Genomic DNA, 22,247 nt, shown 5'->3' on the forward strand with positions numbered 1-22,247 from the left:
CAAGGGACGCCTCTTCGAGACGTCCCTGGGTCTTGCGCTCCGATCACTCTCAGGTGAGTGCCGGCTCGCGCTCCTGCAAGCGACTGAGCGCTTCGTCGCGGGTTTGCGCCGCAAGAGCGTCATTCGTGGCCTGAAGTCGGATGAGTTCTGCCTCCAGATCCCGGATACGCTGCTGCAAGCGGCGCATCTCCGAGACCATCCGAGGGTCAGGACCGCCGACGTGGCCGAGTAGAGCCTTCGCCATGGTAAAGGGTCCTCCACGCTGAGTGACCAGACTGGTTCGCGCACTTCTATTCCGCGGGAGGGGTGCGCGTGGTACTTAACAAGAGTCGCACCGGCAGTGTGGGCGGTCAAGTCGATCCAACCGCAACGCCCTACTGATAGGCACTCCCGACATACAACTATACCCTATTTGGGCCGTTTAGCAAAAGCGACTACCGCTCTACAAAACCGCCCAAACTACCTCGGGGTTCACTCCATCGTTCCACTACTCCATCGACCCTTCCCGGCGTGTCGCAACCTTTGAGCAGCTCCAACAGCTTGACGCACGCCTCCCGCGGGCCCTCGGCGACGACCTCGACCCGGCCGTCGTCGGTGTTCCGCGCCCAGCCGGTCAGGCCGAGCTCCAACGCCCTCGCGCGCGTCCACCACCGGAAGCCCACCCCCTGGACCCTCCCCCGCACCCAGGCGGTTACTCGGACGTTTTCCGAACCTTTGTCGCCATTACTCTTCGTATCCGTCATGCCGCCACCGTCTCATGCCGTCGTACGACTTCCATGGCCAACTCGTTGAAGGCCAGGATCGAGGCCGTACGTCCGGCGCGCAGCCAGGCCAGGCCCAGGATCGACGGAGGCAGGCCGTCGACCGGCACGAACGCGATGTCGGGACGGCGATGGTGGTCGGCGCTCGGCTTGCAGAAGAGCATGCCGCCGCGGTTCAGCGCGACCTGCGTCAGGCCCTCCTGGGTGGTGGCCACCGAGCCGGCCCGCGCGATCGGCCGTCCGGACGGGGTGAGGGTGGGGGCGATGTGCTCCTGCCAGCGGCGCGGCGCGGGGTCGTCGAGGCCGAACAGGGCCACCGAGGCCAGCTCCTCGGCGTCGAGGACGGCGCGGCCGGCCAGCGGATGGCGTACCGACACCCCCAGCTCGACCGGGCAGTGGTTCAGCTCGGCGCCGCCCTCCAGGTCGGGCTCCTCAAGCGGGAGCAGCGTGAACGTCAGATCCACCCGCCCCTCGCGCAGCTTGCTGAACGGGTCGGAGAGCGGCACCTCGACCAGCTCCACCATGCAGCCGGGATACCGCCGCTCGAACGCCGCCACGCTGCCGGTGACGATCTCGGTCGGCGTGGCCAGGAACCCCACCCGCAGCAGGCCCGCGACCTCCCGCGCCGAGGCCGTGGCCCGCGACACGGCCGCCGCCATGCCGTCGTAGGCGGGCCGCAGGTCGGCCAGGAAGCGCCGGCCGAGCGGCGTCAGGCGCACCCGCCTGCTGGTGCGGTCGAACAGGCGGCCGCCGATCCGGGTCTCCAGCGACCCGATGAGCTGGCTCACCCGGCCGGGCGACAGATAGAGGCGCTCGGCCGTACGCGCGAAGTGCAGCTCCTCGCTCAGCACGACGAAGCACTCCAGTTCCCTGAACTCCATGCCACTCCCCCGGACGCGATCACTTAGCCTGCCTAAAGCAAGGCTTCGAGCTTCGTCATTGTTCCCCTCCCGGCCGATGAGGAGGCTGAACGGCATGACGACTCTTGAGACCTCCACCGTCGCGCGGGCCCGCTGGCTCGCCGTCCTCGCGGTCGCGGTGGGCACCTTCACCATCGTGACCAGCGAGATGCTGCCCGTCGGCCTGTTGACCTCGATCGCCGCCAGTCTGGGGGTGTCCGACGGCACGGCCGGGCTGATGGTGTCGCTGCCGGGGCTGGTCGCGGCCGTCTCGGCCCCCGTGCTGGCCCTGGCCACCCGGCGGCTGGACCGGCGCGTCCCCCTGCTCGGCCTGATGGCGTTGCTCGCGGTGGCCAACCTGGCGGCGGCGTTCGCGACGAGCTTCCCCGTCATGCTGGGCGCGCGGGTGCTGACCGGCATCAGCATCGGCGGGTTCTGGGCCTTCGCGGCCGGGCTGGGCCTGCGGCTGGTGCCCGAGCGCTCGGTGGGCAGGGCCACGTCGGTGATCCTCGGCGGCGTGTCGGTGGCCTCGGTGCTCGGCGTGCCGGCGGGCACGCTCATCGCCTCGGCGGCGGGGTGGCGCACGTCGTTCGCGGTCATGGGCGGGCTGGCGCTGGTGCTGCTCGGGCTGCTGGCCGTCGTGCTGCCGCCGATGCCGGGCGAGGACGCCTCCGGCGGCTCCCGCGCGCCGCTGCCGGGGGCGCTGCGGGTCGTGCTGGCGGCGACCGTGCTGATCATCACCGGGCACTTCGCGGCCTACACCTACGTCCGGCCGTTCCTGGAGCAGGTCGCGGACGCCGGCCCCGGCCTGGTCAGCGTCGCCCTGCTGGTGTACGGCGCGGCCGGCGTCGTCGGCAACTTCGTCGCGGGCGCCAGGGCGGCCCGGGACCCCAAGCCGGTGCTGATCGTCCTGGCTCTGCTCATCGCGGCTTCCACGGCGGCGCTGGCGCTGGTCGGGCTGCCGCTGGTCATGCTCGTCGTGTGGGGTCTCGGCTACGGCGGCGTCGGCGTGGCGCTGCAGCTGTGGATCATGCGTTCGGGCGGCGGCGAGCTGGGCACCGCGCTGTTCGTGGGGGCGTTCAACGTCTCCATCGCGCTCGGCTCGTTCGTCGGCGGCCGGGTGGTGGACGGCGTGTCGATCTCGTCGGTGATGTGGCTGGGCGCCGCGCTGGCCCTGCTCACCGCGGCTTTCGCTGGCATTTGGGGCAGGAGTACGACGACCGGTTCATGAACGCCTCCCGCCTGATGGGCGTGCCGCAACGCGAGCACGGCAGGTCGCGGCGGCCGTAGACCTCCAGCGAACGGTCGAAGTAGCCGCTCTCGCCGTTGACGTTGACGTAGAGGCTGTCGAAGGAGGTGCCGCCCTGCTGGAGGGCGGCGCCCATCACCGTGCGCACGCCGGCCAGCAGCTCGGCGATCTTCGGACGGGTGAGCGTCTCGGTGGGACGGGCCCAGTGGAGCCGGGCGATCCACAACGCCTCGTCGGCGTAGATGTTGCCGACGCCGCTGATCAGCGACTGGTCCAGCAGCGCCCGTTTGATCTCGGTGCGTCTGGCCCTGAGCCGGCGGGTGAACTCCGCCTCGTCGAACGACGCCTCGAACGGATCGGGCGCGATGTGCGCGATCGGCGCGGGCACACCGCCGACGAGCGGGGTCAGCATGACGTGGCCGAACGTGCGCTGGTCGACGAAGCGCAGGTCGGGGCCGCCGTCCTCGAAGCGGAGGCGGACGCGCAAATGTTTCTCGGGGGGCGTCTGCGGATCGACGACGAGCAGCTGGCCGCTCATGCCCAGATGGGCCAGCAGGGCCTCCTCGCCGCCCGACAGGGGCAGCCACAGGTATTTGCCGCGGCGCTCGGCCGACAACACCGTACGGCCCTTCAGGCGGGCGGTGAACTCGTCGGCCCCGGGGACGTGCCGCCTGATCGCGCGCGGGTGGAGCACCTCCGCGGCGGCGATCTCGCGGCCGACGACCCATTGCGCCAGGCCGCGCCTGACGACCTCGACCTCTGGCAGCTCAGGCACCGTGCACCAACCGTCCTCTCGACTTCCCCGGCCGCGGGGCATGCCGCGGCGGGGACGGATCCGCAGTCACAACGCCGGACGCGGGCCGGGGCTTCCCGTAGGCCGGGGTCAGCTCGCGGGCTGGCTCTCGCGCTGCTCGCGGCGGGCCCGGATGCGCGTCCAGGCCGCCTCGGCCGCCTGCTGCTCGGCCTCCTTCTTGCTGCGCCCGCTGCCCGAGCCGTAGGACTCGCCGCCCACCCGCACCATGGCCGTGAACGACTTGGCGTGGTCGGGGCCGCTCTCCTCGACGTGGTACTCGGGCACGCCGAGCGCCTCGGAGGCGGTGAGCTCCTGCAGGGACGTCTTCCAGTCGAGCCCCGCGCCCAGCGAGGCCGAGCGCACGATCAGCGGGTCGAACAGCAGGTGGACGACCCGGAACGCCTCGTCGAGGCCCTTGTCCACGTAGATCGCGCCGATCAGCGCCTCCAGCGTGTCGGCCAGGATCGAGGACTTGTCGCGCCCGCCGGTGCCCTCCTCGCCCCTGCCGAGCCGCAGGAACCGGCCGAGCCCCAGGTTGCGGGCGACGTCGGCCAGCGCGCGCATGTTGACCACGGCGGCGCGCAGCTTGGCGAGCTGCCCCTCGGGCAGGTCGGGGTGGTTGCGGTAGAGGGTGTCGGTGACCACGAGACCCAGCACCGAGTCGCCGAGGAACTCCAGGCGCTCGTTGGTGGGCAGGCCGCCGTTCTCGTAGGCGTAGGAGCGGTGCGTCAGGGCCCGCTCGAGGATGTCGGGGTCGAGGCCGACGACCAGGACCCGCTGCAGCTCTTCCCTGGCGACCTCCACGGCCACCGGCTTAGGACCTGCTCCCACGTGTTTCCTCCTCGGACATCTTCACAAGGCGGCCGCGGAAGATGCCCGAAAACGTGGTGGGCGTCGGGGTAACGGGTAGCCCCGGCGTCCACCACGGCCGCGGGCGAACCGCCGCCGTACGCATCTACAGACGTTAACGCCGACCGAGGCACAATGGCACCCGGTCGGCATCACGTCAACTGCTGACGGTGAAACCCGCCGCCGGCATGACGGGCGGGCCTGCTGTCAGTGTGATCAGGCGGACGGCTCGATGACCTGACGACGGTTGTAGGTGCCGCAGGTGGGGCACGCGATGTGCGGCTGCTTGGGCGAACGGCACTGCGGGCAGCTCACCAGGGCGACAGCAGTCGTCTTCCACTGGGAGCGACGGGCGCGGGTGTTGCTCCGCGACATCTTTCGCTTCGGGACGGCCACGTCACTTCTCCTGATCGTTATCGTTCTCGGAAATCAGACCTTGCAACGACGCCCAGCGGGCATCGATCTTCTCGTGCCGGTGATCGGCGCCGGCCTCGGCCAGCTTGATCCCGCACTCCGTGCAGAGCCCCTCGCAGTCCTCGCGGCACACGGGGCTCAGCGGCAGTGCGAGCACCACCGCGTCACGGAACGTCGGCTCGAGGTCGAGCAGCTCCCCGTCGAGCAGTGAGTCGTCCTCCGAGGCGTCCTCGTCGGAGTAGAAGAACAGCTCCTGCAGATCGACCTCGATGTCCGAGGTGATCGGGTCAAGGCACCGCGCGCACTCCCCGGCGAGCGGGGCGTGCGCCGTGCCCGAGACGAGCACGCCTTCCATCACTGCTTCGAGCCGGAGGTCCAGCTCGACTTCGGCGTCCTTGGGGACACCGATCATGTCGACGCCGAGGTTAGCCGGTGCCGGAAGGGACAGGATCATCTGCCGCATCGTGCCCGGTCGCTTCCCCAGGTCATGAGTGGAGAGCACCCAAGGGGAGCGGGGGTCGAGGTGCTGAGTCATCCTGCTCTCGCTAGGCATGGCGAAGATGCTCGCCGTCGTACAAGGCCGAAATGAAAGGATACCAGGTCGCGGTCAGCCCCTGAGACGCTCGATGAGCAGCTTGTGCACCAGGTCAGGGACCAGGCCGGACACGTCGCCACCATACCGCGCGATCTCCTTGACCCGGCTGGAGGACAGGAAGGAGTACTCGGGATTGGTGGGCATGAAGAGCGTCTCGACGCCCGAGAGACGGTAGTTGAGCTGGGCCATCTGCAGCTCGTAGTCGAAGTCGCTGACGACCCTGATGCCCTTGACGATGGCGGGGATGTCGTTGTGCTTGCAGAAGTCCACCAGCAGGCCGTGGAACTTCTGCACCTTGACGTTGGGGTACTCCTTCGTCACGGTCTGAAGGATCTCGATCCGTTCGTCGACCGTGAACAGGCTGCTCTTCTCGATGTTGATGAGGACCGCCACGACCACCTCGTCGTACAGGCGGGCCGACCGGCCGATGATGTCGAGATGGCCATTGGTGATGGGGTCGAACGACCCCGGGCAGACAACGCGGCGCAAGACGCCTCCCAGGTCTACGGGTTCCCGGCGGCGCGACCGTACCAAACGGATGCTTCGCCGTATCTACGGACCCTCTCCTCAACATAACCTTCCGGCCACATCAAGGACTTTCCCCTCGTTTCCCGCTCGAATGCCACAAGCCCCTCCCCCACCAGCCAGCCGTTGTCGCGCAGCAGCTCCAGGACCCGCGTGACCTCGCCGTCACCCAGCGCGTACGGCGGATCGGCGAAGACGATGTCGTACGGCTCCTCCGGCGGCCTGGCCAGGACCCGCTCGACCTTGTCGGCCACCAGCTCGGCGCCTTCCAGGCCGAGCGACTGGATGTTGGCCCTGATCGTCCGGATCGCCTTGGCGTCGGACTCGACGAGCAGCGCGTGGGCCGCGCCTCTGGACAGCGACTCCAGGCCCACGGCGCCGGAACCGGCGTACAGGTCGAGCACGCGGGCCTCGCGCAGGCCGTACAGGGAGTCGAGGGTCAAGAAGATGCCTTCCCTGGCCCTGTCGCTGGTCGGCCTCGTGCCCCGCCCCGGCGGCACGGCCAACCGCCGCCCACCCGCGCTCCCCGCGATGATCCGAGTCATAAGGCCCATTGTTCCGCATGTTCGCCCAGGTCAAGAGTGGACAAGTGTCGGCCTCGACTGCGCAAGGGTGATTCACATCGGCCGGATCGGCCCGCATGATGAGTCTGCGGCCTTCAAGGTGACCCACATGAAGGCCGACCGGCGTGATCGTGAGCCCTTCCGCACGCCGGTTCCCTCGGCACCTGACCCGAGGGTGGGCCCAGCCGGGGACGGCATTCGGGGGGAGGCCGTCCCCGCGGCTGGGCCTTTGACTTCTTCTTTTTACGGCTTCGCGTGGTCTTCCCACCCGCCTTACTCCGGCTGATGGCCCTCCATGTAACGGCCTCTGACCCTTCACCGGCTCGCCGCCGTCACGCGAGCCTTCGTTGACCGGCTCCGTGGTTCTGCCGGGCCTTCACGTCTTCTCCAAGTATTCCGCCTTCTCGTCCTCCAGGAGGCGGGCTATCTCGGCGCGCAAGCCCTCATGGTGGGCCAGTTCGGGGTCGTCCGACAGGAGCTTTGCGGCTTCGTCCCGCGCTGTTGTGATGACGTCTTCGTCTCTCAGGAGCTGCAGGAGCTTCAGCGAGCTGCGCTTGCCCGACTGGGCCGCCCCCAGGACGTCGCCCTCGCGGCGCTGCTCCAGGTCGACGCGGGACAGCTCGAAGCCGTCGAGCGTGGCGGCCACCGCGTCGAGGCGGGCGCGGGCCGGGGTGCCCTCGGGGAAGTCGGAGACCAGCAGGCACAGGCCGGGCAGGCCGCCCCGGCCCACCCGCCCGCGCAACTGGTGGAGCTGGGAGACGCCGAACCGGTCGGCGTCCATGATGATCATCACCGAGGAGTTGGGCACGTCGACGCCCACCTCGATGACGGTGGTGGCGATCAGCACGTCGAGCTCGCCCCTGGTGAAGGACCGCATGATCGCGTCCTTCTCCTCCGGCGGGAGCTTGCCGTGCAGGGTGCCGACCCGCAGGTCCTGGAACGGGCCCTGGGTGAGCAGCTCGGCGACCTCCAGCACGGCCAGCGGCGGACGGCGGTCGTCGTCGCCCCCGGCCGCCGCCAGGTCGCCCTCGTCGCCCTCCAGGTCGCCGATCCGCGGGCACACGATGTACGCCTGCCTGCCCAGCTCCACCTCCTCGCGCACCCGCTGCCAGGTGCGTTCCAGATAGTGGGGCTTCTCGGCGGCCGGCACGACGTGCGTGGTGATGGGCGCGCGCCCCGACGGGAGCTGCGACAGCGTCGAGACCTCAAGGTCGCCGAAGACCGTCATGGCGACCGTGCGCGGGATCGGGGTCGCGGTCATCACCAGCACGTGCGGACGGCCCCCGCCCGCCTTCTCGCGCAACGCGTCACGCTGCTCCACGCCGAAGCGGTGCTGCTCGTCGACCACGACCAGCCCCAGGTCGGCGAACTGCACGTGCTCCTGGAGCAGGGCGTGCGTGCCGACCACGATGCCCGCCGTGCCCGAGGCCGCGTCGAGCAGCGCCGCGCGCCGCGCCGCCGCGCCCATCGAGCCCGTCAGCAGCGTGACGGCCGTGCCGCCGAACATGCCGCCCTGGGCCAGCTCGCCCAGCATGTTGGTGATCGAGCGGTGGTGCTGCTGGGCCAGCACCTCCGTCGGGGCCAGCAGCGCGGCCTGGCCGCCCGCGTCGACCACCTGGAGCATCGCGCGCAGCGCCACGACGGTCTTGCCCGCGCCCACCTCGCCCTGCAGCAGCCGGTGCATCGGGTGCTCCAGCGCCAGGTCGGCCGCGATCTCCTCCCCCACCTGCGCCTGCCCCTCGGTGAGCGAGAACGGCAGCCGCCCGTCGAAGTCGGCCAGCATGCCGTCGGAACGCCTCGGACGCGGCTTGGCCGGCCAGGCCGTGGCCGCCTGGCGGCGCTGGAGCAGCACCGCCTGCAGCACGAACGCCTCGTCGAACTTCAGCCGCTTGCGCGCCCGGCCCACCTCGGCGAGGTCTTTGGGCCGGTGGATGGCCATCAGCGCGTCGGCGAGCGGCTGGAGGCCGTGCCTGGCCCGCAGGTCGGCGGGCAGCGGGTCGTCGAGCGGGCCCAGCGTGTCGAGCACCACGCCGACCGCCCGGCGGATCGCCCACGGCGTCACGTCCTTGCCCGCCGGGTAGATCGGCACCGGCGCGGACGCGAACTCCTCGGCGCTCGCCTCGGCCTCCTCCTCGAACAGCTCGAACTCGGGGTGCGAGAGCTGCCAGCGCGGCTTGGAGCGCGCCCCGAACAGGCCCACCTTGCCGGCGAACATGCCGCGCCGCCCCGGCTTGAGCCGCGACTCGGCCACATGGGAGCCCTTGCCGAAGAACGCCAGGTAGATGCGGTTGCCGTTGCCGTCGACGACCTCGGCCTCCAGCCACGTGCCGCCGCGGTTGCGCATGGGCTTGCGCATCAGCCTGGTCACCTCGCCGACCACGGTGACGTGCTCGTCGACCTCCAGGGCGTCGAGCGAGGTCAGCTCGCCGCGCTCGGCGTAGCGGCGCGGGTAGTGGCGCAGCAGGTCGCCGACCGTCTCCAGGCCGAGCACGCTGTGCAGCAGCTTGGCGGTCTTCGGGTCGAGCGCTTTGGTCAGGGGCTCGTCGAAACGGCTCACGGGATCCAGTTCTACCGCCTGCGGCCGACAGGAATCCCGCACCGGGCCCCGGAGCAGGCCCGTGCCGGGCCCCGAGCCGCCCGCGGAAGGGGGCCGCGCCGCTACTCGACGCCGATCAGCAGCGGGTAGCCGCCCTGCTCGCCGTCGTAGACGACCAGATCGACGTCCGGCCGCGTGCGCCGCAGGTGGTCCTCCAGCCGGACGGCCAGCCGTTCGGGCAGGCCGGAGCCGGTGACCAGGGTCACCAGCTCGCCGCCGCCGGCCACCATCCTGTCGATGATCAGCCTGGCCACGCGCTCCAGGTCGCCGCCGATCACCGCCACGTCCCCGTCGATCAGGCCCAGCACGTCGCCCGGCCGGCACACGCCCGCGCTGGTGAACGCCTCCCTGTCCGCCACCGCCAGATGTCCGTACCTGGTGTGGCCGGCGGCGTCCGTCATGGCGACCACGTCGTCGTCGAACCGGCGCAGCGGGTCGTGCACGGCCAGCGCCGACAACCCCTGCACGGTCGCCCTGGTCGGCAGGACGCTGACGACCACGCCGTCCTCGCGGGCGATCTCCGCCGCCGCGACGGCGACCGCGAGCACCCCCTCGTCGTTCGGCAGCACGGCCACCTCGGCGCCCGCCTGCCTGATCGCGGCCAGCAGCTCCGGCAGCGCGGGCCGGGTGCCGGGATCGCGGCGCACCACGACCGCGCCGCTCTCCTCGAACAGGGCCGCGATCCCGTCGCCGGCCGCCACCGCCACCACGCCCCTGCCCGCCCTGCCCCGGTGCGTGCGCTCGGCCAGGTAGGTGATCCTGACCCGGTGCGGACGCCCCGCCCGCAGCCCCGCCTCCACGGCCGCCCCCGCGTCGGCCACGTGCACGTGCACGTTCCACAGGCCCTCGCCGCCCACCACGACCAGCGACTCGCCCATGGCGTCGAGCTCGTCGCGCAGCCCGGCCACCGCGCGCTCGTCGGCGTCCAGCAGGTACATCACCTCGTAGCCGGCGCCCACCTCGGTCATCGGCGTGACCCGTCCGGTCGGCGCCGGCACGTCGTAATGGTCGCTGTAGGAGTCGGTGAGCACGGCGGCCAGGGTCTCCAGCACGATCGCCGCCCCCGCGCCGCCCGCGTCCACGACCCCGCTGCGGGCCAGCACGTCGAGCTGCCCCGGCGTGCGGCGCACCGCCGCCCGTGCCTCCCGCGCCGCCTGCCGCGCCACCTCGCACGCGTCGCCGTCGGCGTCCTGGGCGGCCCGGGCGGCCGACTCCAGCACGGTCAGCACGGTGCCCTCGACCGGCCTGGCCACGGCCTGCCTGGCCAGCGTGGCCGCCCTGAGCAGGCCGGCCCGCAGGTCGGAACCGTCCTTGAGCACCTCGGCCAGCCCGCGCAGCGCCTGGCTGACGATGACCCCCGAGTTGCCGTGCGCCCCGACCAGCGCCCCGTAGGCGAGCGTCTGCCACACCACGGCCGCGTCGACGTCGTCGGGCAGGGACTCGACGGCCTCGGCCGCCGACAGCATGGTGAGGTGCAGGTTCGTGCCGGTGTCGCCGTCGGCCACGGGGAACACGTTGAGTGCGTCGATCTCCGGTCTCGCCCGGCCGAGGGCGTCGGCGGCCAGGCGGGCCCAGCGGCGCACCGCGGGCGGGTCGAGGGCCTTCATCTGCGCTCCTTCGACCTCCCCGCATGCGCTACCTTGTTGGAGGAGAATATCCCCGCACCGGCCACCGTCCAGTGCTCTGGTTCGCGCCCAATGGTGTGGATCAGATATTCTCGTCTGGCTGGCCGGTTGTCCCGGCATGCCCTCCGCCCGGAAAGCATCAGCGGACAGGGCTACATCGACTGTTTTAAGGAGCGATACCGTGGCTTCCGTCTGCGATGTCTGCCGCAAGGGGCCGACCTTCGGCAACAACGTGTCCCACTCGCACCGCCGTACCCGTCGTCGTTGGAACCCCAACATCCAGACGGTGCGCGCGGTCGTCGGCGGCACGCCGAAGAAGCTGAACGTGTGCACGTCGTGCATCAAGGCGGGCAAGGTCACCCGCTAGTTCTCGTCTTTCGCGAAGCCCGTCGCTCCTGATCATGGGAGCGACGGGCTTTCGTCGTGCCCGCCGCCCCGCTCGGGGGGCGGGCTCAGATAGGCGCGGTCAGCGCCAGCGCCAGGCGTGGTCCACCGGGCCGATGCCGGAGCCCAGGGGGAAGCCGCGGGCGATCGCGCCCGTCACGTACTCCTTGGCCCTCCCCACGGCCGTCGGGACGTCGTCGCCGAGCGCGAGCCGGGAGGCCAGGGCCGAGGCGAGGGTGCAGCCCGTGCCGTGGGTGTGCCGGTTGTCGAGGCGTTCGGCGGCGAAGCGGTGCTCGGTCGTGCCGTCGGTCAGGAGGTCGACGGGGGCGCCGGGCAGATGGCCGCCCTTGATGAGGGCCCAGGACGGGCCCAGCGCGAGCACGGCGTCGGCGGCCCGGCGCAGATCGTCCTCGTCCTCGACCTTGACGGAGGTGAGCTGCTCCACCTCCCACAGGTTCGGCGTCACCACCGTGGCCACGGGCAGCAGGCGCGTGCGCAGCGTGTCGACGGCCTCGGGGGCGAGCAGCGAGTCGCCGTGCTTGGACACCCCGACGGGATCGACCACCACCGGCGCGTCATAGGCCCCCAGCACCTCGGCCACCGTCTCCACCAGCACCGGCGAGGCCAGCATGCCGGTCTTGACGGCCTGCGCCCCGATGTCGCCCAGCACGGAGTCGAGCTGCGCCCGCACGGCCTCGGGCGGCAGCTCCCAGTAGCCCTGGACGCCCAGCGAGTTCTGGGCCGTGACGGCGGCGATCACGCTCATGCCGTGCACGCCCATCGCCATCATGGTCTTCAGGTCGGCCTGGATGCCCGCGCCGCCTCCGGAATCGGAGCCCGCGACGGTCAGCACACGTGGAGGGGTCGTCATGAACCCCATCCAACCACCCGACCGGCACTCGCCAGGCACTCAGCCGATCGCGCACTCCCCGCCGACCAGCCCGCACGCGCCGGGCTCCTGCGCCTTGCCCGTCGCCGAGTACGTCACGTCCACCGAGTCCCCGGCGGCCAGCGAGCCCGACAGGTCGATGATCAGCAGGTCGCCGTCCTGGGTCCAGGAGCCGCCGTTCACGTCCGTGACGCGGCCCTCGACCGGGACGGAGAAGGTGGCGTTCGCCAGCGGGGCCGGCGACTGGTTGGTGACGCGCAGCGTGGCCGAGTAGGAGGCGAGCCGCTGCTTGACCGTCTGCCGCACGTTGACCGAGCCGCCGCTGCCGCCGTTCCCGGAGGTGGAGGTGGCCGCGGGGGCGGGGCTGCTGCCCACCGTGGGGACGACGCCGGTGTCGGAGTTGCCCAGCGGCGTGCCGTCGTCGGTCGGGGCCTCGGAGATCGTCTCCTGGGGCGGCGGCTCCGGCTGCCGTGTCGGCTTGGCCGAGGCCTTCGTCCGCGTCCTGGTGGGCGTGGGGGTGGGGGCCGTGCTGCGGCGCGGGGCGCGGTTGCCGACCGTGGGGGCGGTGGTGGTCGGGGCGTCGGAGGGCGTGCTCGACTCCTCGTCCTCCGTCGGCTCCTCGGAGGGCTCTTCCTCCTCCGTGCCGGGGTCGGAGACCGCGGCGGTCGAGGGGCTGGTGCTGGTGTGGACGGCGGCGCAGCTCGCGCCCGCGCACTTGCCGGAGTCGCCGGAGGAGCTCATGAGCTTCACCCCGGCGACCGTGCCGCCGAGCACGACGGCCACGGCGGCGACCGACAGCAGCGCCATGCGGGCCCTGCCCTTGCCGCTGCCGCCGCCGGCGGGCGCGTTCAGGCCGTCGTCGTCGCCACCGCCACCGCCACCGGACGACTTGCGCCGGCCGCCGCGGCGACGGCCACGGGACTCGTCGGACTCGTCCAGGTCGTCGAGGTCCTGGTCGGAGGACCAGCCCGAACGCAGGAAGCCGGTCTCGGCCTCCGCCCAGGCGGGCGTGTGCGCGGCGGTCGGCTCCCCGGCCACCTTCACGTCACCGGGCTCCGGCGGCCTGCCGTGGAAGGCGGTGTCGGACCCGGCGGGCACGTCGAACCTGGCGGTGCTCCCGGACTCCGGCACGTCGAACCTGGCGGTGCTCCCGGACTCCGGCACGTCGAACCTGGCGGTGCCACCAGGACCCGGCACGTCGAACCTGGCCGTGCCGCCCGGTTCCTGCGCGTCGAACGGGCCGGTGTTGCGCCGGGGGGCGTCGAAGGGGCCCGTGGTGCGGCCGGAGGCGTCGAAGCTCGGCGGCGGTCCGAAGGCGGACGTGGCGTCGGGCTGGGCAGAGGGGCCGACGGCGTCCCAGTCGGCCGGACGGGCGAACGCGCCCGTCACCTCGAACGGCCCGGCCCCGTTGGGCTCAGGGTAGGGGGACCCGGAGAACTGGGGGCCGTTCGGCGGCGGAAAGGGGCCGGAGGGGGCGTCGGACGGCGGGACCTTCGGGGCGGCGTCGGCGGGCACGGCGAAGGCCCCCGTGGTCTCGAACGGCTCGGGCTGCCTGCCGCGCTGCGGCGGGCCGTCCTCGCGGCGCGGCATCGGGGCCCACTGCCCCGTCACCTCGACCTGGTCCGGCAACGCCGGCCAGCCCGGCGCCTCGGCCGGCTCGTCGGGACCCCAGAAAGCGCTGCCGTTCCCCCGTTCATCCCCATCGTCGGATCCACCGGTGCCGTGGCGGCCCATGGCTGCCCTTTCTCGCGGTTACAGTGGCCGCCAATCTTCATAACACCTTTACTACGTCCTTGTCACAACAATCCCGCTAGTCCTACCCTAAACCGGCAAAATTTCACGTAAATCGGGACAAGTCATCACCGAAAGTGATCCCAACCGCCCTGTCCCACCTGGCGGCCGTGCACCAGGACACCCTCGCCCTCGACCACCCGGCCGACGACCTGCCACGACGGCGGCAGCCGTACGTCAGGAGGGAAGACCGCGGCGAGCGCGTGATCCTCGCCACCCGTGAGCACCCATTCGAGCGGATCCTGCCCCAGCTCCCCGGCCGCCGCCGCCACCGGCTCCCCCACGGCGAACGACCCGGGATCGAGCTCGACGCGTACGCCACTGGCCGCGGCCACGTGCCCGAGGTCCTGCACCAGGCCGTCGCTGACGTCGAGCATCGCGCTCGCGCCCAGCGCGGCCGCCCGCGGCCCCTCCGCGTACGGCGGGCACGGCCGCCGGTGGGCGGTCACCGCCTCCGCCAGCACGCCGGAACCCGCGGCGACCCCGGCGGCCAGCAGCGCCAGCCCCGCGGCGGCGTACCCCAGCCGCCCGGCCACGGCCACCACGTGCCCCGGCCGCGCCCCGGACCGCGTCACCGGCGCCCGCCCGCGCAGGTCGCCCAGCGCGGTCACCCCGATGACCACCAGGTCGGACCGGGTGATGTCGCCGCCGACCACGCTCGCGCCGACCACCGCGCACTCCTCGCGGAACCCGTCGGTCAGGGCGTCGAGCCAGGCCACCGGCAGCTCGGCGGGGATGCCGAGCCCGACCACGATGGACGTCGGGACGGCCCCCATGGCGGCGATGTCGGCCAGGTTCTGGGCGGCGGCCTTGCGGCCCACGTCGCGCCCGCCGGACCAGTCGAGCCGGAAGTGCCTGCGCTCGACCAGCAGATCGGTCGAGACGACCACCCGCCCGTCGGGCGCGGCGACCATGGCGGCGTCGTCACCCGGGCCGAGCATGACCCCCTCTCCCTGGGGCAGACGTCCGGCAATACGATTGACGACACCGAATTCGCCGAGATCTCCGACTGTGATGACGCACCTCCTGACGCTCACAGGGTACGGTGGCCCTTCGGCGTGATCCAATCGCCCGGGAGGACGTGATGGTGCAGGCCTACATCCTTATTCAGACCGAGGTCGGCAAGGCCGCCGCCGTTGCCGAGGAGATCTCCGGAATTCCGGGGGTCACCCAGGCGGAAGACGTGACGGGGCCCTACGACGTGATCGTCCGCGCTGAGGCGCGCAACGTCGACGAGCTCGGCAAGCTCGTCGTGGCGCAGATTCAGGCGGTGGAGGGGATCACGCGTACTCTTACGTGTCCGATCGTTCATATCTGACACATTCGAGGTCCGGGTTCCATGCGCGCCGCCGCCGTCCTGCTCCTTCTTCTCGCACTCGCCGGCTGCGGCGGCGTGGTGCAGGTCGATCCGCCCAAGCCTGCGGGGGAGGCGGCGGCGGCCTGTGACCGGCTCGCGTCCCTGCTGCCCAAGACGCTCGACGGCGCCGAGCGCGGCACCTCGGAGCCGGCCTCGCCGTACGTGGCGGTCTGGGGGGAGGCGTCCATCGCGTTGCGCTGCGGCGTGCCGCGGCCTGCCCGGATGGCGCCGACCGACCAGCTCCAGGAGATCGACGGGGTGGGCTGGTTCGCCGATCCGGACAAGCCCATCCTGTTCACCGCGGTGGCCGCGCCCACGTACGTGGAGGTCACGGTCGGCGGCGACCACACGGCGTCCGACGTGCTGGCCGAGCTGTCGGGGCCGATCGGGCGGGCCGTGTCAACGCAGTCCGGGTGAGCGCGACAGCGCGAGCTGGATCAGCCGGTCGACAAGCTGCGGGTAGGACAGTCCCGAGGCCGCCCAGAGCTGCGGCGCGACCGACAACGAGGTGAACCCGGGCATCGTGTTGATCTCGTTGAAGACCAGCCGGCCGTCGGGCGTGTAGAAGAAGTCGACCCTGGACAGGCCCTCGCAGTCGAGCGCCTCGAAGGCCCGCACGGCCATCGCCCGCAGCTCCTCCGCGGTCTCGGCCGGGATGTCGGCGGGCACGGTGAGCGACATCTGGTCGGGGTAGTACTTGGCCTCGAAGTCGAAGAACTCCTGGCCGCCCTCGACCTTGACCTCGCCCGGGATCGACGCGGCGGCGGGCTCGTCGCCGAGCGACTCCAGCACCGCGCACTCGATCTCGCGGCCCTCGATCGCGGCCTCGATCAGCACCTTGGGGTCGTGCAGCCGGGCCGACTCGACGGCCGCCTCCAGCTCGGCGCGGTCGTGGGCCTTGGAGATGCCCTGCGAGGAGCCGGCCCTGGCGGGCTTGACGAACACCGGGAAGCCGAGCTCCTCGGCCTCCTTCAGCACGCACTCGCGGTTGAGCCGCCAGTCGCGGTCGCGGACGACGACGTAACGGCCGATCGGCAGCCCGGCGGCGGCCATCACGGTCTTCATGTGGGCCTTGTCCATGCCGACCGCGCTGGCCAGCACGCCGGAGCCGACGTAGCGGACGCCGGCCATCTCCAGCAGGCCCTGGATGGTGCCGTCCTCGGCGAACGGGCCGTGCATGACGGGGAAGACGACGTCGACCGTGCCGAGCTCGACCGGGATGCTGCCCGGGTCGTAGGCCACCAGCCCGGCGCCGCCGCTGGGCAGCGCGAGCGCGGCTCCCGAGGTGTCGACCGCGGGCAGTTCCCCGCCCTCGATGGCGAACCGCTGGTCGGACGCGGCGAGCACCCACCTGCCGTCCTGGGCGATCCCGACCGGGATCACCTCGTACTTACTCCTGTCGATCACATCCAGCACGCTGCCCGCGCCCATGAGGGACACGGCATGCTCAGAATTGCGACCTCCGAAAACGACGGCGACGCGTGGCTTGCTCATGACGTCCGAATCTACCGGGGTGTCCCCCTGACAGCGAGTCGAGCACGCGGTGGCGTCCGGATTCACAAGCCGTACCGTTCGGGTTTGGGCGAGCGGGACATGAGCAGCATGCCCGCCTCCGACGGCGACATGCCGTCGTGCACGACCCCGACGACCACCTCGGTGATCGGCATCTCGACGTCGTGCTTCCTGGCCAGCTCGAGGACGGACTCGCAGGACTTCACGCCCTCGGCGGTCTGCTTGGTGGCGGCGACGACCTCGGCGAGGGTCATGCCGCGGCCCAGGTTCTCGCCGAAGGTGCGGTTGCGCGACAGCGGCGAGGTGCAGGTGGCCACCAGGTCGCCCATGCCGGCCAGCCCGGCGAAGGTGTGGGGGTCGGCCCCGAGCGCGGCGCCCAGGCGGGAGATCTCGGCCAGGCCCCTGGTGATGAGCATGGCGCTGACGTTGTCGCCCATGCCCATGCCCGCCGAGACGCCCACGGCCAGCGCGATCACGTTCTTCACCGCGCCGCCCAGCTCGACGCCGACCACGTCGGTGTTGGTGTACGGCCGGAACCACGGCGGCAGGTGGCAGGCGGCCTGGAGGCGTTCGGCGACCGACTCGTCGGTGCAGGCGACGACCGTGGCGGCGGGCTGGCGGTGGGCGATCTCCTTGGCCAGGTTGGGCCCGGACACCACCGCGACCCGCTCCTCGGGCACCTCGGCGACCTCGCGGATCACCTCGCTCATGCGCTTGGTCGTGCCCAGCTCGACGCCCTTCATGAGGCTGACCAGGACCGCGTCCGGCGGGATGTGCTCGCGCCAGGCGGTCAGGTTCGGCCGCAACATCTGCGAGGGCACGGCCAGCACCACGAAGTCGGCGCCGTCGAGCGCGCGCACGGGGTCGGTGGTGGCGCGCAGCGCCTCGGGCAGCCGCACGCCGGGCAGGTAGTCGGGGTTGGCGTGGTCCTTGTCGATCGCCTCGACCAGCTCCGGCCTGCGCCCCCACAGCGTGACCTCGTTGCCCGCCTCGGCGAGGACCATGGCGAACGTGGTGCCCCACGAGCCCGTGCCGAGAACGGCTGCCTTTGTCATGCCATCACCGCCTGGCGGGATCGTAGGGAGTTTCCGGGGCCTTCTCGCCGCGCAGCTCGGTCAGCTGCTCGGTGATGGCGGCCATGATGTCGGCGGTCGCCTCGCGCAGCACGCTCGCGCGCAGGGGCTGCCCCTCGTACTTGGACAGGTCGACCGGCGGGCCGACGGTGACGTGGAAGGTCTTGCGCGGGAACAGCCTGGGTCTCTTGGCGCCGTACGGGAGCAGCTCGTGGGCGCCCCAGTGGGCGATGGGGATGACCTGCGCGCCGCTCTCCAGCGCCAGCCGGGCGGCGCCGGTCTTGCCCACCATGGGCCACAGCTCGGGATCGCGGGTGCAGGTGCCCTCGGGGTAGAACAGGATGGCCGCGCCGTCGCGCAGCCGCTGGGCCGACGAGCTGAGCGACCTGGCCGCCTCGCTGCTGCCCCGCTCGACCGGGATGACCAGCAGGCCGTTGAGCGCCCGGCCCAGGAAGGGCACCTTGAACAGCGCGGCCTTGGCCAGGATGACCGGCCAGCGCCCGTTGTTGAACAGGAAGTGCGACAGCAGGACGGGATCGCTCCAGGACAGGTGGTTGGCCGCGATGATGATGCCGCCGGTGCGCGGAAGGCGCTCGCCGTTGCGCCAGTCCTTCTTGACCAGGAGCCACGACAGCGGCTTCACCACCGCTACGGCGAATGACTCCCAGAAACGCGAAGGTCGCGTGGGGCGGCTCATGGTCTCCTCCAACCCGTACGGTTTGCGCCCCAAGTCTCCCGGTTGGCCGCGTGGGATGTCGAGGCGAGATGCTTAAGCCTATGAGCAACCGCTGGTCTCTGGTCATTCCGGTGAAGACGCTGGTCGCGGCGAAGACCCGGCTGGCGGCCGCGACGGGTCCCCACCGTACGCGGCTGGCCGTGGCCGTGGCCTGCGACACCGTGGCCGCGGCGCTGGCCTGCCCGGCGGTGGCACGGGTGATCGTGGTGACCGCCGATCCGGCTGCGGCGGGGCCGCTGGGGGCGCTGGGCGCGCAGGTGGTGCACGATCCCGATCGCGGGCTCAACACCGCGTTGCGCACGGGCGCGGCCCATGCCGTACGCGTCGCGCCCGGTGAGGCGGTGGGCGCCCTCCAGGCCGATCTGCCGGCCCTGCGACCGGCCGAGCTGGCGACGGCGCTGGCCGCGGCGGCCGAGTTCGACCAGTCGTTCGTGCCGGACGCCCAGGAGGTCGGCACGACGTTCTACGGCGTGCTCGCCGGGCGGCCGTTCACGCCGCGGTTCGGCGGCGAGTCGCGGGCCAGGCACCTGGCCGGCGGCGCGAAGGAGCTGTGCGTGCCGGGCATCGACTCGCTGCGGCGGGACGTGGACACCCCCGACGACCTGCGCGCGGCGCTCGCCCTGGGCCTGGGGCGGCACACGGCGGCGGTGGTCGCCAACCTGTGGCCGGGGGCGTGACCCCGCGGGCCGCCTCTCGCCCGCCGGGCGGCGGTCGGCTTAGGCTGGAGGGCGTGCAGGCGACGGTACGCAGCTTCGACGAGGTCACCCGTTCCGGCTCGGTCTTCCTCGACGACGGGACGGTGCTGGAGTTCGGCACGCGCGCCTTCGACGCGGGGCCGCTGCTGCTGCTGCGCACGGGGCAGCGGGTGAACCTGGCGACCGACGGCGGGCAGATCACCTACATCACGCTGTCGACGTTCCCCATTCCCGCGCCCGAATGACGACGCGGTCCCGGAAAACAGCGAACGCCCGGGCGTGGGCCGCCCGGGCGTGATGTCCGCTGAGACTATTTCTTCTTGCCGACCTGCTTGCCGCCCTCGTTCACCAGGTCCTTGAATTCGGAGCCGGGACGGAACTTGGGCGCCCAGCTCTCGGCGACCTTGATCTCGGCGCCGGTCGACGGGTTCCTGGCAGTGCGGGCGGGCTTGTTCACCATCTCGAACGCGCCGAAGCCCGTGATGGAGACCTTGTCCCCGCTCGCCACGGCCTTCTGGATGGCCTCGATGACCGCGTTGACGGCCTCGGTGGCCGTCCTTTTGTCGCCCACCCGATCGGTGATGGCGTCGACGAGCTCTCGCTTGTTCATGAAAGTCCTGCTCCCCCAGTGACGGCTCGGGGTTCCAGCTCTCGAGTTCGACGTAGAAACCCCTTACGCGCTCGAAAGTAGGCGGGATCGCGGGGGAACTCAATCACCCTGCGTGTTTTCCCCCTCGCGTGGCGTGTCGAGAGCGCCCAGAAAGGCGTCGAGCCGGGCGGCCGCCCTTTCCGGATCGCGCTTGGCGAGATCGCAGATGGACAGGTATCGGCGGGCCGCCCGTTCCTTGTCGGCGGCGGGGAGCAGGCGGACGCGGCGGTGCGCCTCGCGCAACCGCCGCGCCAGTTCGTCGTCCTCTAGACGGTCGTCGGCAGCCATGGCTGCCGACCATTCTCGTACGCGGCCACGTCGTCGGCGTGACGCAGGGTCAGGCCGATGTCGTCCAGGCCCTCGGTGAGGCGCCAGCGGGTGTAGTCGTCGATCTCGAACAGCACGACCTCATCGGCCCAGCGGACCTGGCGTTCCAGCAGGTCGACGGTCACCTGCAGCTTCGGGTCGGCCTCGACGGCCGCCTGCAGGGCCTCGACCTTCTCGGCGGGCAGGACGACCGGCAGCAGGCCCATCTTGGTGGAGTTGTTGCGGAAGATGTCGCCGAACCGGGCGGCGATCACGGCGCGGAAGCCGTACTGCTGCAGGGCCCACACGGCGTGCTCGCGGGAGGAGCCGGTGCCGAAGTCGGGGCCGGAGACCAGGATCGAGCCGCCCTCGTAGGAGGGGTCGTTCAGGACGAACGTCGGGTCCTCGCGCCAGGCGGCGAACAGGCCCTTCTCGAAGCCGGTGCGGCTGACCTGCTTGAGCCAGACGGCCGGGATGATCTGGTCGGTGTCGACGTTGCTGCGGCGCAGCGGCACCGCCGTACCGGTGTGGGTGGTGAAGGCGTCCATCGGTCTGGTTCTCCCTTACAGGTCGGCGGGGGCGGTCAGGCGGCCGGTGACCGCGGTCGCGGCGGCGACCTGCGGCGACACCAGGTGGGTGCGGCCGCCCTTGCCCTGGCGGCCCTCGAAGTTGCGGTTGGAGGTGGAGGCGCTGCGCTCGCCGGGCTTGAGCGTGTCGGGGTTCATGCCCAGGCACATCGAGCAGCCGGCCTCGCGCCACTCGGCGCCGGCGGCCTTGAACACCTCGTGCAGGCCCTCCTGCTCGGCCTGGAGCTTGACCAGCATCGACCCGGGCACGATCAGCGTGCGGGTGCGGACCTGGCGGCCGCGCAGGATCTCGGCGGCCGAGCGCAGGTCTTCGATGCGGCCGTTGGTGCACGAGCCGACGAACACGGTGTCGACCTCGATCTCGCGCAGCGGCGTGCCCGCGGTCAGGCCCATGTACTCCAGCGCGCGCTCGGCGGCCGAGCGCTCGACCGGGTCGGCGAAGCTGTCGGGGCTCGGCACGGACTCGCCCAGCGGCAGGCCCTGGCCGGGGTTGGTGCCCCACGTGACGTACGGGGTCAGCGTCGAGGCGTCGATCTCCACGACCTTGTCGAACACGGCGTCGTCGTCGGTGCGCAGCGACTTCCAGTACTCGACGGCCTGGTCCCACAGCTCGCCCTCGGGGGCGTGCGGGCGGCCCTTGAGGTAGGCGAACGTGGTCTCGTCCGGGGCGATCACGCCGGCGCGGGCGCCCGCCTCGATGGACATGTTGCAGACGGTCATGCGGCCCTCCATGGAGAGCTTGCGCACGGCCTCGCCGCGGTACTCGACGATGTAGCCCTGGCCGCCGCCGGTGCCGATCTTGGCGATGATCGCCAGGATCAGGTCTTTGGCCGTGACGCCGGCGGGCAGCTCGCCCGAGACCTCGATGGCCATCGTCTTCGGCCGGTAGGCGGGCAGCGTCTGGGTGGCCAGCACGTGCTCGACCTCGGAGGTGCCGATGCCGAACGCGATGCCGCCGAAGGCGCCGTGGGTGGAGGTGTGGGAGTCGCCGCACACGATCGTCATGCCCGGCTGGGTCAGGCCGAACTGCGGGCCGATGATGTGCACCACGCCCTGGCCGGCGTCGCCCATCGGGTGCAGCCTGATGCCGAACTCGGCGGCGTTCTTGCGCAGCGTCTCGACCTGGGCCTTGGAGACGGGGTCGGAGATCGGGCCGAGCACGGTCGGGACGTTGTGGTCCTCGGTGGCGATGGTGAGATCGGGCCTGCGCACCTTCCGGCCGGCGAGACGGAGCCCGTCGAACGCCTGCGGACTGGTCACCTCGTGAATGAGGTGCAGGTCGATGTAGAGCAGGTCGGGTTCGCCCTCCGCACGGCGGACGACGTGCTGCTCCCAGACCTTCTCGGCCAGTGTGCGGCCCATGATCTCCTCCTTGAGATTGCCTCCGACTTGCTTTCTC

General features: G+C 71.6%; 27 protein-coding genes. 6 read left to right on the plus strand and 21 right to left on the minus strand.

What is annotated here, in order from left to right:
- Positions 1-49: 49 nt before the first annotated feature.
- The 3 genes from AB0J71_RS04205 to AB0J71_RS04215 form a co-directional block, all read right to left on the minus strand.
- Entirely contained in the window at positions 50-244 is a 195-nt protein-coding gene (locus AB0J71_RS04205) for a hypothetical protein (protein WP_026214481.1), read from the minus strand.
- A 190-nt stretch (positions 245-434) separates the two neighbouring features.
- Entirely contained in the window at positions 435-743 is a 309-nt protein-coding gene (locus AB0J71_RS04210; protein ID WP_352324815.1) for an acylphosphatase, read from the minus strand.
- Entirely contained in the window at positions 740-1,642 is a 903-nt protein-coding gene (locus AB0J71_RS04215) for a LysR family transcriptional regulator (RefSeq protein WP_364412622.1), read from the minus strand. The genes AB0J71_RS04210 and AB0J71_RS04215 overlap by 4 nt, the downstream gene beginning before the upstream one ends.
- A gap of 94 nt (positions 1,643-1,736) precedes the next feature.
- Here AB0J71_RS04215 and AB0J71_RS04220 point away from each other — a divergent pair, with 94 nt between their 5' ends.
- The gene (locus AB0J71_RS04220; protein ID WP_352324817.1) at positions 1,737-2,891 is read left to right on the plus strand and encodes an MFS transporter; all 1,155 of its coding nucleotides are present in this window, start codon (positions 1,737-1,739) and stop codon (positions 2,889-2,891) included.
- Here the strand turns inward: AB0J71_RS04220 and mutM are convergent.
- The 8 genes from mutM to AB0J71_RS04260 all read right to left on the minus strand — a co-directional run bounded on the left by mutM (position 2,839) and on the right by AB0J71_RS04260 (position 10,851).
- Entirely contained in the window at positions 2,839-3,684 is an 846-nt protein-coding gene (gene mutM / locus AB0J71_RS04225) for a bifunctional DNA-formamidopyrimidine glycosylase/DNA-(apurinic or apyrimidinic site) lyase (RefSeq protein WP_364412625.1), read from the minus strand. The genes AB0J71_RS04220 and mutM overlap by 53 nt on opposite strands.
- Before the next feature lie 108 nt (positions 3,685-3,792).
- Positions 3,793-4,512, minus strand: coding sequence for a ribonuclease III (rnc, locus tag AB0J71_RS04230; RefSeq protein WP_352324836.1), 720 nt, complete (start codon positions 4,510-4,512; stop codon positions 3,793-3,795).
- A gap of 255 nt (positions 4,513-4,767) precedes the next feature.
- Positions 4,768-4,947, minus strand: a complete 180-nt coding sequence (gene rpmF, locus AB0J71_RS04235; protein WP_033409409.1) for a 50S ribosomal protein L32 — start codon at positions 4,945-4,947, stop codon at positions 4,768-4,770.
- Position 4,948: 1 nt separating this feature from the next.
- Positions 4,949-5,500: a YceD family protein gene (locus AB0J71_RS04240; protein WP_364412628.1), complete on the minus strand. Its 552-nt coding sequence runs from the start codon at positions 5,498-5,500 to the stop codon at positions 4,949-4,951.
- A gap of 72 nt (positions 5,501-5,572) precedes the next feature.
- Entirely contained in the window at positions 5,573-6,049 is a 477-nt protein-coding gene (coaD, locus tag AB0J71_RS04245) for a pantetheine-phosphate adenylyltransferase (RefSeq protein ID WP_352324821.1), read from the minus strand.
- A 14-nt stretch (positions 6,050-6,063) separates the two neighbouring features.
- Positions 6,064-6,630, minus strand: coding sequence for a 16S rRNA (guanine(966)-N(2))-methyltransferase RsmD (rsmD, locus tag AB0J71_RS04250; protein ID WP_352324822.1), 567 nt, complete (start codon positions 6,628-6,630; stop codon positions 6,064-6,066).
- 394 nt (positions 6,631-7,024) lie between these two features.
- Entirely contained in the window at positions 7,025-9,205 is a 2,181-nt protein-coding gene (recG, locus tag AB0J71_RS04255; protein ID WP_352324823.1) for an ATP-dependent DNA helicase RecG, read from the minus strand.
- 101 nt (positions 9,206-9,306) lie between these two features.
- The gene (locus AB0J71_RS04260) at positions 9,307-10,851 is read right to left on the minus strand and encodes a DAK2 domain-containing protein (protein WP_352324824.1); all 1,545 of its coding nucleotides are present in this window, start codon (positions 10,849-10,851) and stop codon (positions 9,307-9,309) included.
- Positions 10,852-11,050: 199 nt separating this feature from the next.
- Here AB0J71_RS04260 and rpmB point away from each other — a divergent pair, with 199 nt between their 5' ends.
- A complete protein-coding gene (gene rpmB / locus AB0J71_RS04265) occupies positions 11,051-11,236 on the plus strand; it encodes a 50S ribosomal protein L28 (RefSeq protein WP_043618345.1) in 186 nt (61 codons plus the stop codon).
- A 99-nt stretch (positions 11,237-11,335) separates the two neighbouring features.
- On the opposite strand, the gene thiD is transcribed toward rpmB, so the two are convergent.
- The 3 genes from thiD to AB0J71_RS04280 form a co-directional block, all read right to left on the minus strand.
- Entirely contained in the window at positions 11,336-12,133 is a 798-nt protein-coding gene (gene thiD, locus AB0J71_RS04270) for a bifunctional hydroxymethylpyrimidine kinase/phosphomethylpyrimidine kinase (protein ID WP_364412631.1), read from the minus strand.
- 30 nt (positions 12,134-12,163) lie between these two features.
- A complete protein-coding gene (locus tag AB0J71_RS04275; protein WP_364412634.1) occupies positions 12,164-13,771 on the minus strand; it encodes a hypothetical protein in 1,608 nt (535 codons plus the stop codon).
- Positions 13,772-14,001: 230 nt separating this feature from the next.
- On the minus strand, positions 14,002-14,970 hold the full coding sequence (locus AB0J71_RS04280) for a thiamine-phosphate kinase (RefSeq protein ID WP_352324827.1): 969 nt from the start codon (positions 14,968-14,970) through the stop codon (positions 14,002-14,004).
- A gap of 47 nt (positions 14,971-15,017) precedes the next feature.
- On the opposite strand from AB0J71_RS04280, the gene AB0J71_RS04285 reads away from it, so the two are divergent.
- The gene (locus AB0J71_RS04285) at positions 15,018-15,251 is read left to right on the plus strand and encodes an Lrp/AsnC ligand binding domain-containing protein (protein ID WP_125637145.1); all 234 of its coding nucleotides are present in this window, start codon (positions 15,018-15,020) and stop codon (positions 15,249-15,251) included.
- A gap of 21 nt (positions 15,252-15,272) precedes the next feature.
- Positions 15,273-15,707, plus strand: coding sequence for a DUF3515 domain-containing protein (locus AB0J71_RS04290; RefSeq protein ID WP_352324828.1), 435 nt, complete (start codon positions 15,273-15,275; stop codon positions 15,705-15,707).
- On the opposite strand, the gene AB0J71_RS04295 is transcribed toward AB0J71_RS04290, so the two are convergent.
- The 3 genes from AB0J71_RS04295 to AB0J71_RS04305 form a co-directional block, all read right to left on the minus strand.
- Positions 15,690-16,784 carry a D-alanine--D-alanine ligase family protein gene (locus tag AB0J71_RS04295; RefSeq protein ID WP_352324829.1) on the minus strand — a complete coding sequence of 365 codons (1,095 nt, stop codon included), beginning with the start codon at positions 16,782-16,784 and terminating at the stop codon, positions 15,690-15,692. The genes AB0J71_RS04290 and AB0J71_RS04295 overlap by 18 nt on opposite strands.
- 62 nt (positions 16,785-16,846) lie before the next feature.
- Positions 16,847-17,857 carry an NAD(P)H-dependent glycerol-3-phosphate dehydrogenase gene (locus AB0J71_RS04300; protein ID WP_352324830.1) on the minus strand — a complete coding sequence of 337 codons (1,011 nt, stop codon included), beginning with the start codon at positions 17,855-17,857 and terminating at the stop codon, positions 16,847-16,849.
- Between the two features lie 4 nt (positions 17,858-17,861).
- Positions 17,862-18,518 (minus strand): lysophospholipid acyltransferase family protein, encoded by a 657-nt coding sequence (locus tag AB0J71_RS04305; RefSeq protein WP_352324831.1) that lies wholly within the window; start codon positions 18,516-18,518, stop codon positions 17,862-17,864.
- Between the two features lie 134 nt (positions 18,519-18,652).
- Between AB0J71_RS04305 and cofC the strand changes: the two genes are divergently transcribed.
- Both cofC and AB0J71_RS04315 read left to right on the plus strand, forming a co-directional pair.
- On the plus strand, positions 18,653-19,288 hold the full coding sequence (cofC, locus tag AB0J71_RS04310) for a 2-phospho-L-lactate guanylyltransferase (RefSeq protein ID WP_364412638.1): 636 nt from the start codon (positions 18,653-18,655) through the stop codon (positions 19,286-19,288).
- Positions 19,289-19,341: 53 nt separating this feature from the next.
- Positions 19,342-19,551 carry a hypothetical protein gene (locus AB0J71_RS04315; RefSeq protein WP_352324833.1) on the plus strand — a complete coding sequence of 70 codons (210 nt, stop codon included), beginning with the start codon at positions 19,342-19,344 and terminating at the stop codon, positions 19,549-19,551.
- A 65-nt stretch (positions 19,552-19,616) separates the two neighbouring features.
- On the opposite strand, the gene AB0J71_RS04320 is transcribed toward AB0J71_RS04315, so the two are convergent.
- From AB0J71_RS04320 to leuC, 4 genes are all read right to left on the minus strand, one after another.
- Positions 19,617-19,916, minus strand: coding sequence for an HU family DNA-binding protein (locus AB0J71_RS04320; RefSeq protein ID WP_125637152.1), 300 nt, complete (start codon positions 19,914-19,916; stop codon positions 19,617-19,619).
- Between the two features lie 99 nt (positions 19,917-20,015).
- A complete protein-coding gene (locus AB0J71_RS04325; RefSeq protein ID WP_364391513.1) occupies positions 20,016-20,243 on the minus strand; it encodes a hypothetical protein in 228 nt (75 codons plus the stop codon).
- The gene (gene leuD, locus AB0J71_RS04330; RefSeq protein WP_364412641.1) at positions 20,222-20,809 is read right to left on the minus strand and encodes a 3-isopropylmalate dehydratase small subunit; all 588 of its coding nucleotides are present in this window, start codon (positions 20,807-20,809) and stop codon (positions 20,222-20,224) included. The genes AB0J71_RS04325 and leuD overlap by 22 nt, the downstream gene beginning before the upstream one ends.
- Positions 20,810-20,824: 15 nt before the next feature.
- Positions 20,825-22,210, minus strand: a complete 1,386-nt coding sequence (gene leuC / locus AB0J71_RS04335; protein ID WP_352319072.1) for a 3-isopropylmalate dehydratase large subunit — start codon at positions 22,208-22,210, stop codon at positions 20,825-20,827.
- Positions 22,211-22,247 lie beyond the last annotated feature (37 nt).

It is taken from the genome of Nonomuraea sp. NPDC049637 (assembly GCF_040675235.1).
Taxonomy (GTDB): Bacteria; Actinomycetota; Actinomycetes; order Streptosporangiales; family Streptosporangiaceae; genus Nonomuraea.

Bases quoted from the DNA above. Each gene is read 5' to 3' on its own strand.
- leuC (WP_352319072.1), bottom strand. From the start codon at position 22,210: ATGGGCCGCACACTGGCCGAGAAGGTCTGGGAGCAGCACGTCGTCCGC.
- cofC (WP_364412638.1), top strand. From the start codon at position 18,653: ATGAGCAACCGCTGGTCTCTGGTCATTCCGGTGAAGACGCTGGTCGCG.
- AB0J71_RS04210 (WP_352324815.1), bottom strand. From the start codon at position 743: ATGACGGATACGAAGAGTAATGGCGACAAAGGTTCGGAAAACGTCCGA.
- AB0J71_RS04300 (WP_352324830.1), bottom strand. From the start codon at position 17,857: ATGACAAAGGCAGCCGTTCTCGGCACGGGCTCGTGGGGCACCACGTTC.
- AB0J71_RS04325 (WP_364391513.1), bottom strand. From the start codon at position 20,243: ATGGCTGCCGACGACCGTCTAGAGGACGACGAACTGGCGCGGCGGTTG.
- AB0J71_RS04285 (WP_125637145.1), top strand. From the start codon at position 15,018: ATGGTGCAGGCCTACATCCTTATTCAGACCGAGGTCGGCAAGGCCGCC.
- leuD (WP_364412641.1), bottom strand. From the start codon at position 20,809: ATGGACGCCTTCACCACCCACACCGGTACGGCGGTGCCGCTGCGCCGC.
- AB0J71_RS04240 (WP_364412628.1), bottom strand. From the start codon at position 5,500: ATGACTCAGCACCTCGACCCCCGCTCCCCTTGGGTGCTCTCCACTCAT.
- AB0J71_RS04260 (WP_352324824.1), bottom strand. From the start codon at position 10,851: ATGAAGGCCCTCGACCCGCCCGCGGTGCGCCGCTGGGCCCGCCTGGCC.
- AB0J71_RS04320 (WP_125637152.1), bottom strand. From the start codon at position 19,916: ATGAACAAGCGAGAGCTCGTCGACGCCATCACCGATCGGGTGGGCGAC.
- AB0J71_RS04205 (WP_026214481.1), bottom strand. From the start codon at position 244: ATGGCGAAGGCTCTACTCGGCCACGTCGGCGGTCCTGACCCTCGGATG.
- AB0J71_RS04215 (WP_364412622.1), bottom strand. From the start codon at position 1,642: ATGGAGTTCAGGGAACTGGAGTGCTTCGTCGTGCTGAGCGAGGAGCTG.
- rsmD (WP_352324822.1), bottom strand. From the start codon at position 6,630: ATGACTCGGATCATCGCGGGGAGCGCGGGTGGGCGGCGGTTGGCCGTG.
- AB0J71_RS04220 (WP_352324817.1), top strand. From the start codon at position 1,737: ATGACGACTCTTGAGACCTCCACCGTCGCGCGGGCCCGCTGGCTCGCC.
- thiD (WP_364412631.1), bottom strand. From the start codon at position 12,133: ATGGGGTTCATGACGACCCCTCCACGTGTGCTGACCGTCGCGGGCTCC.
- AB0J71_RS04295 (WP_352324829.1), bottom strand. From the start codon at position 16,784: ATGAGCAAGCCACGCGTCGCCGTCGTTTTCGGAGGTCGCAATTCTGAG.
- AB0J71_RS04290 (WP_352324828.1), top strand. From the start codon at position 15,273: ATGCGCGCCGCCGCCGTCCTGCTCCTTCTTCTCGCACTCGCCGGCTGC.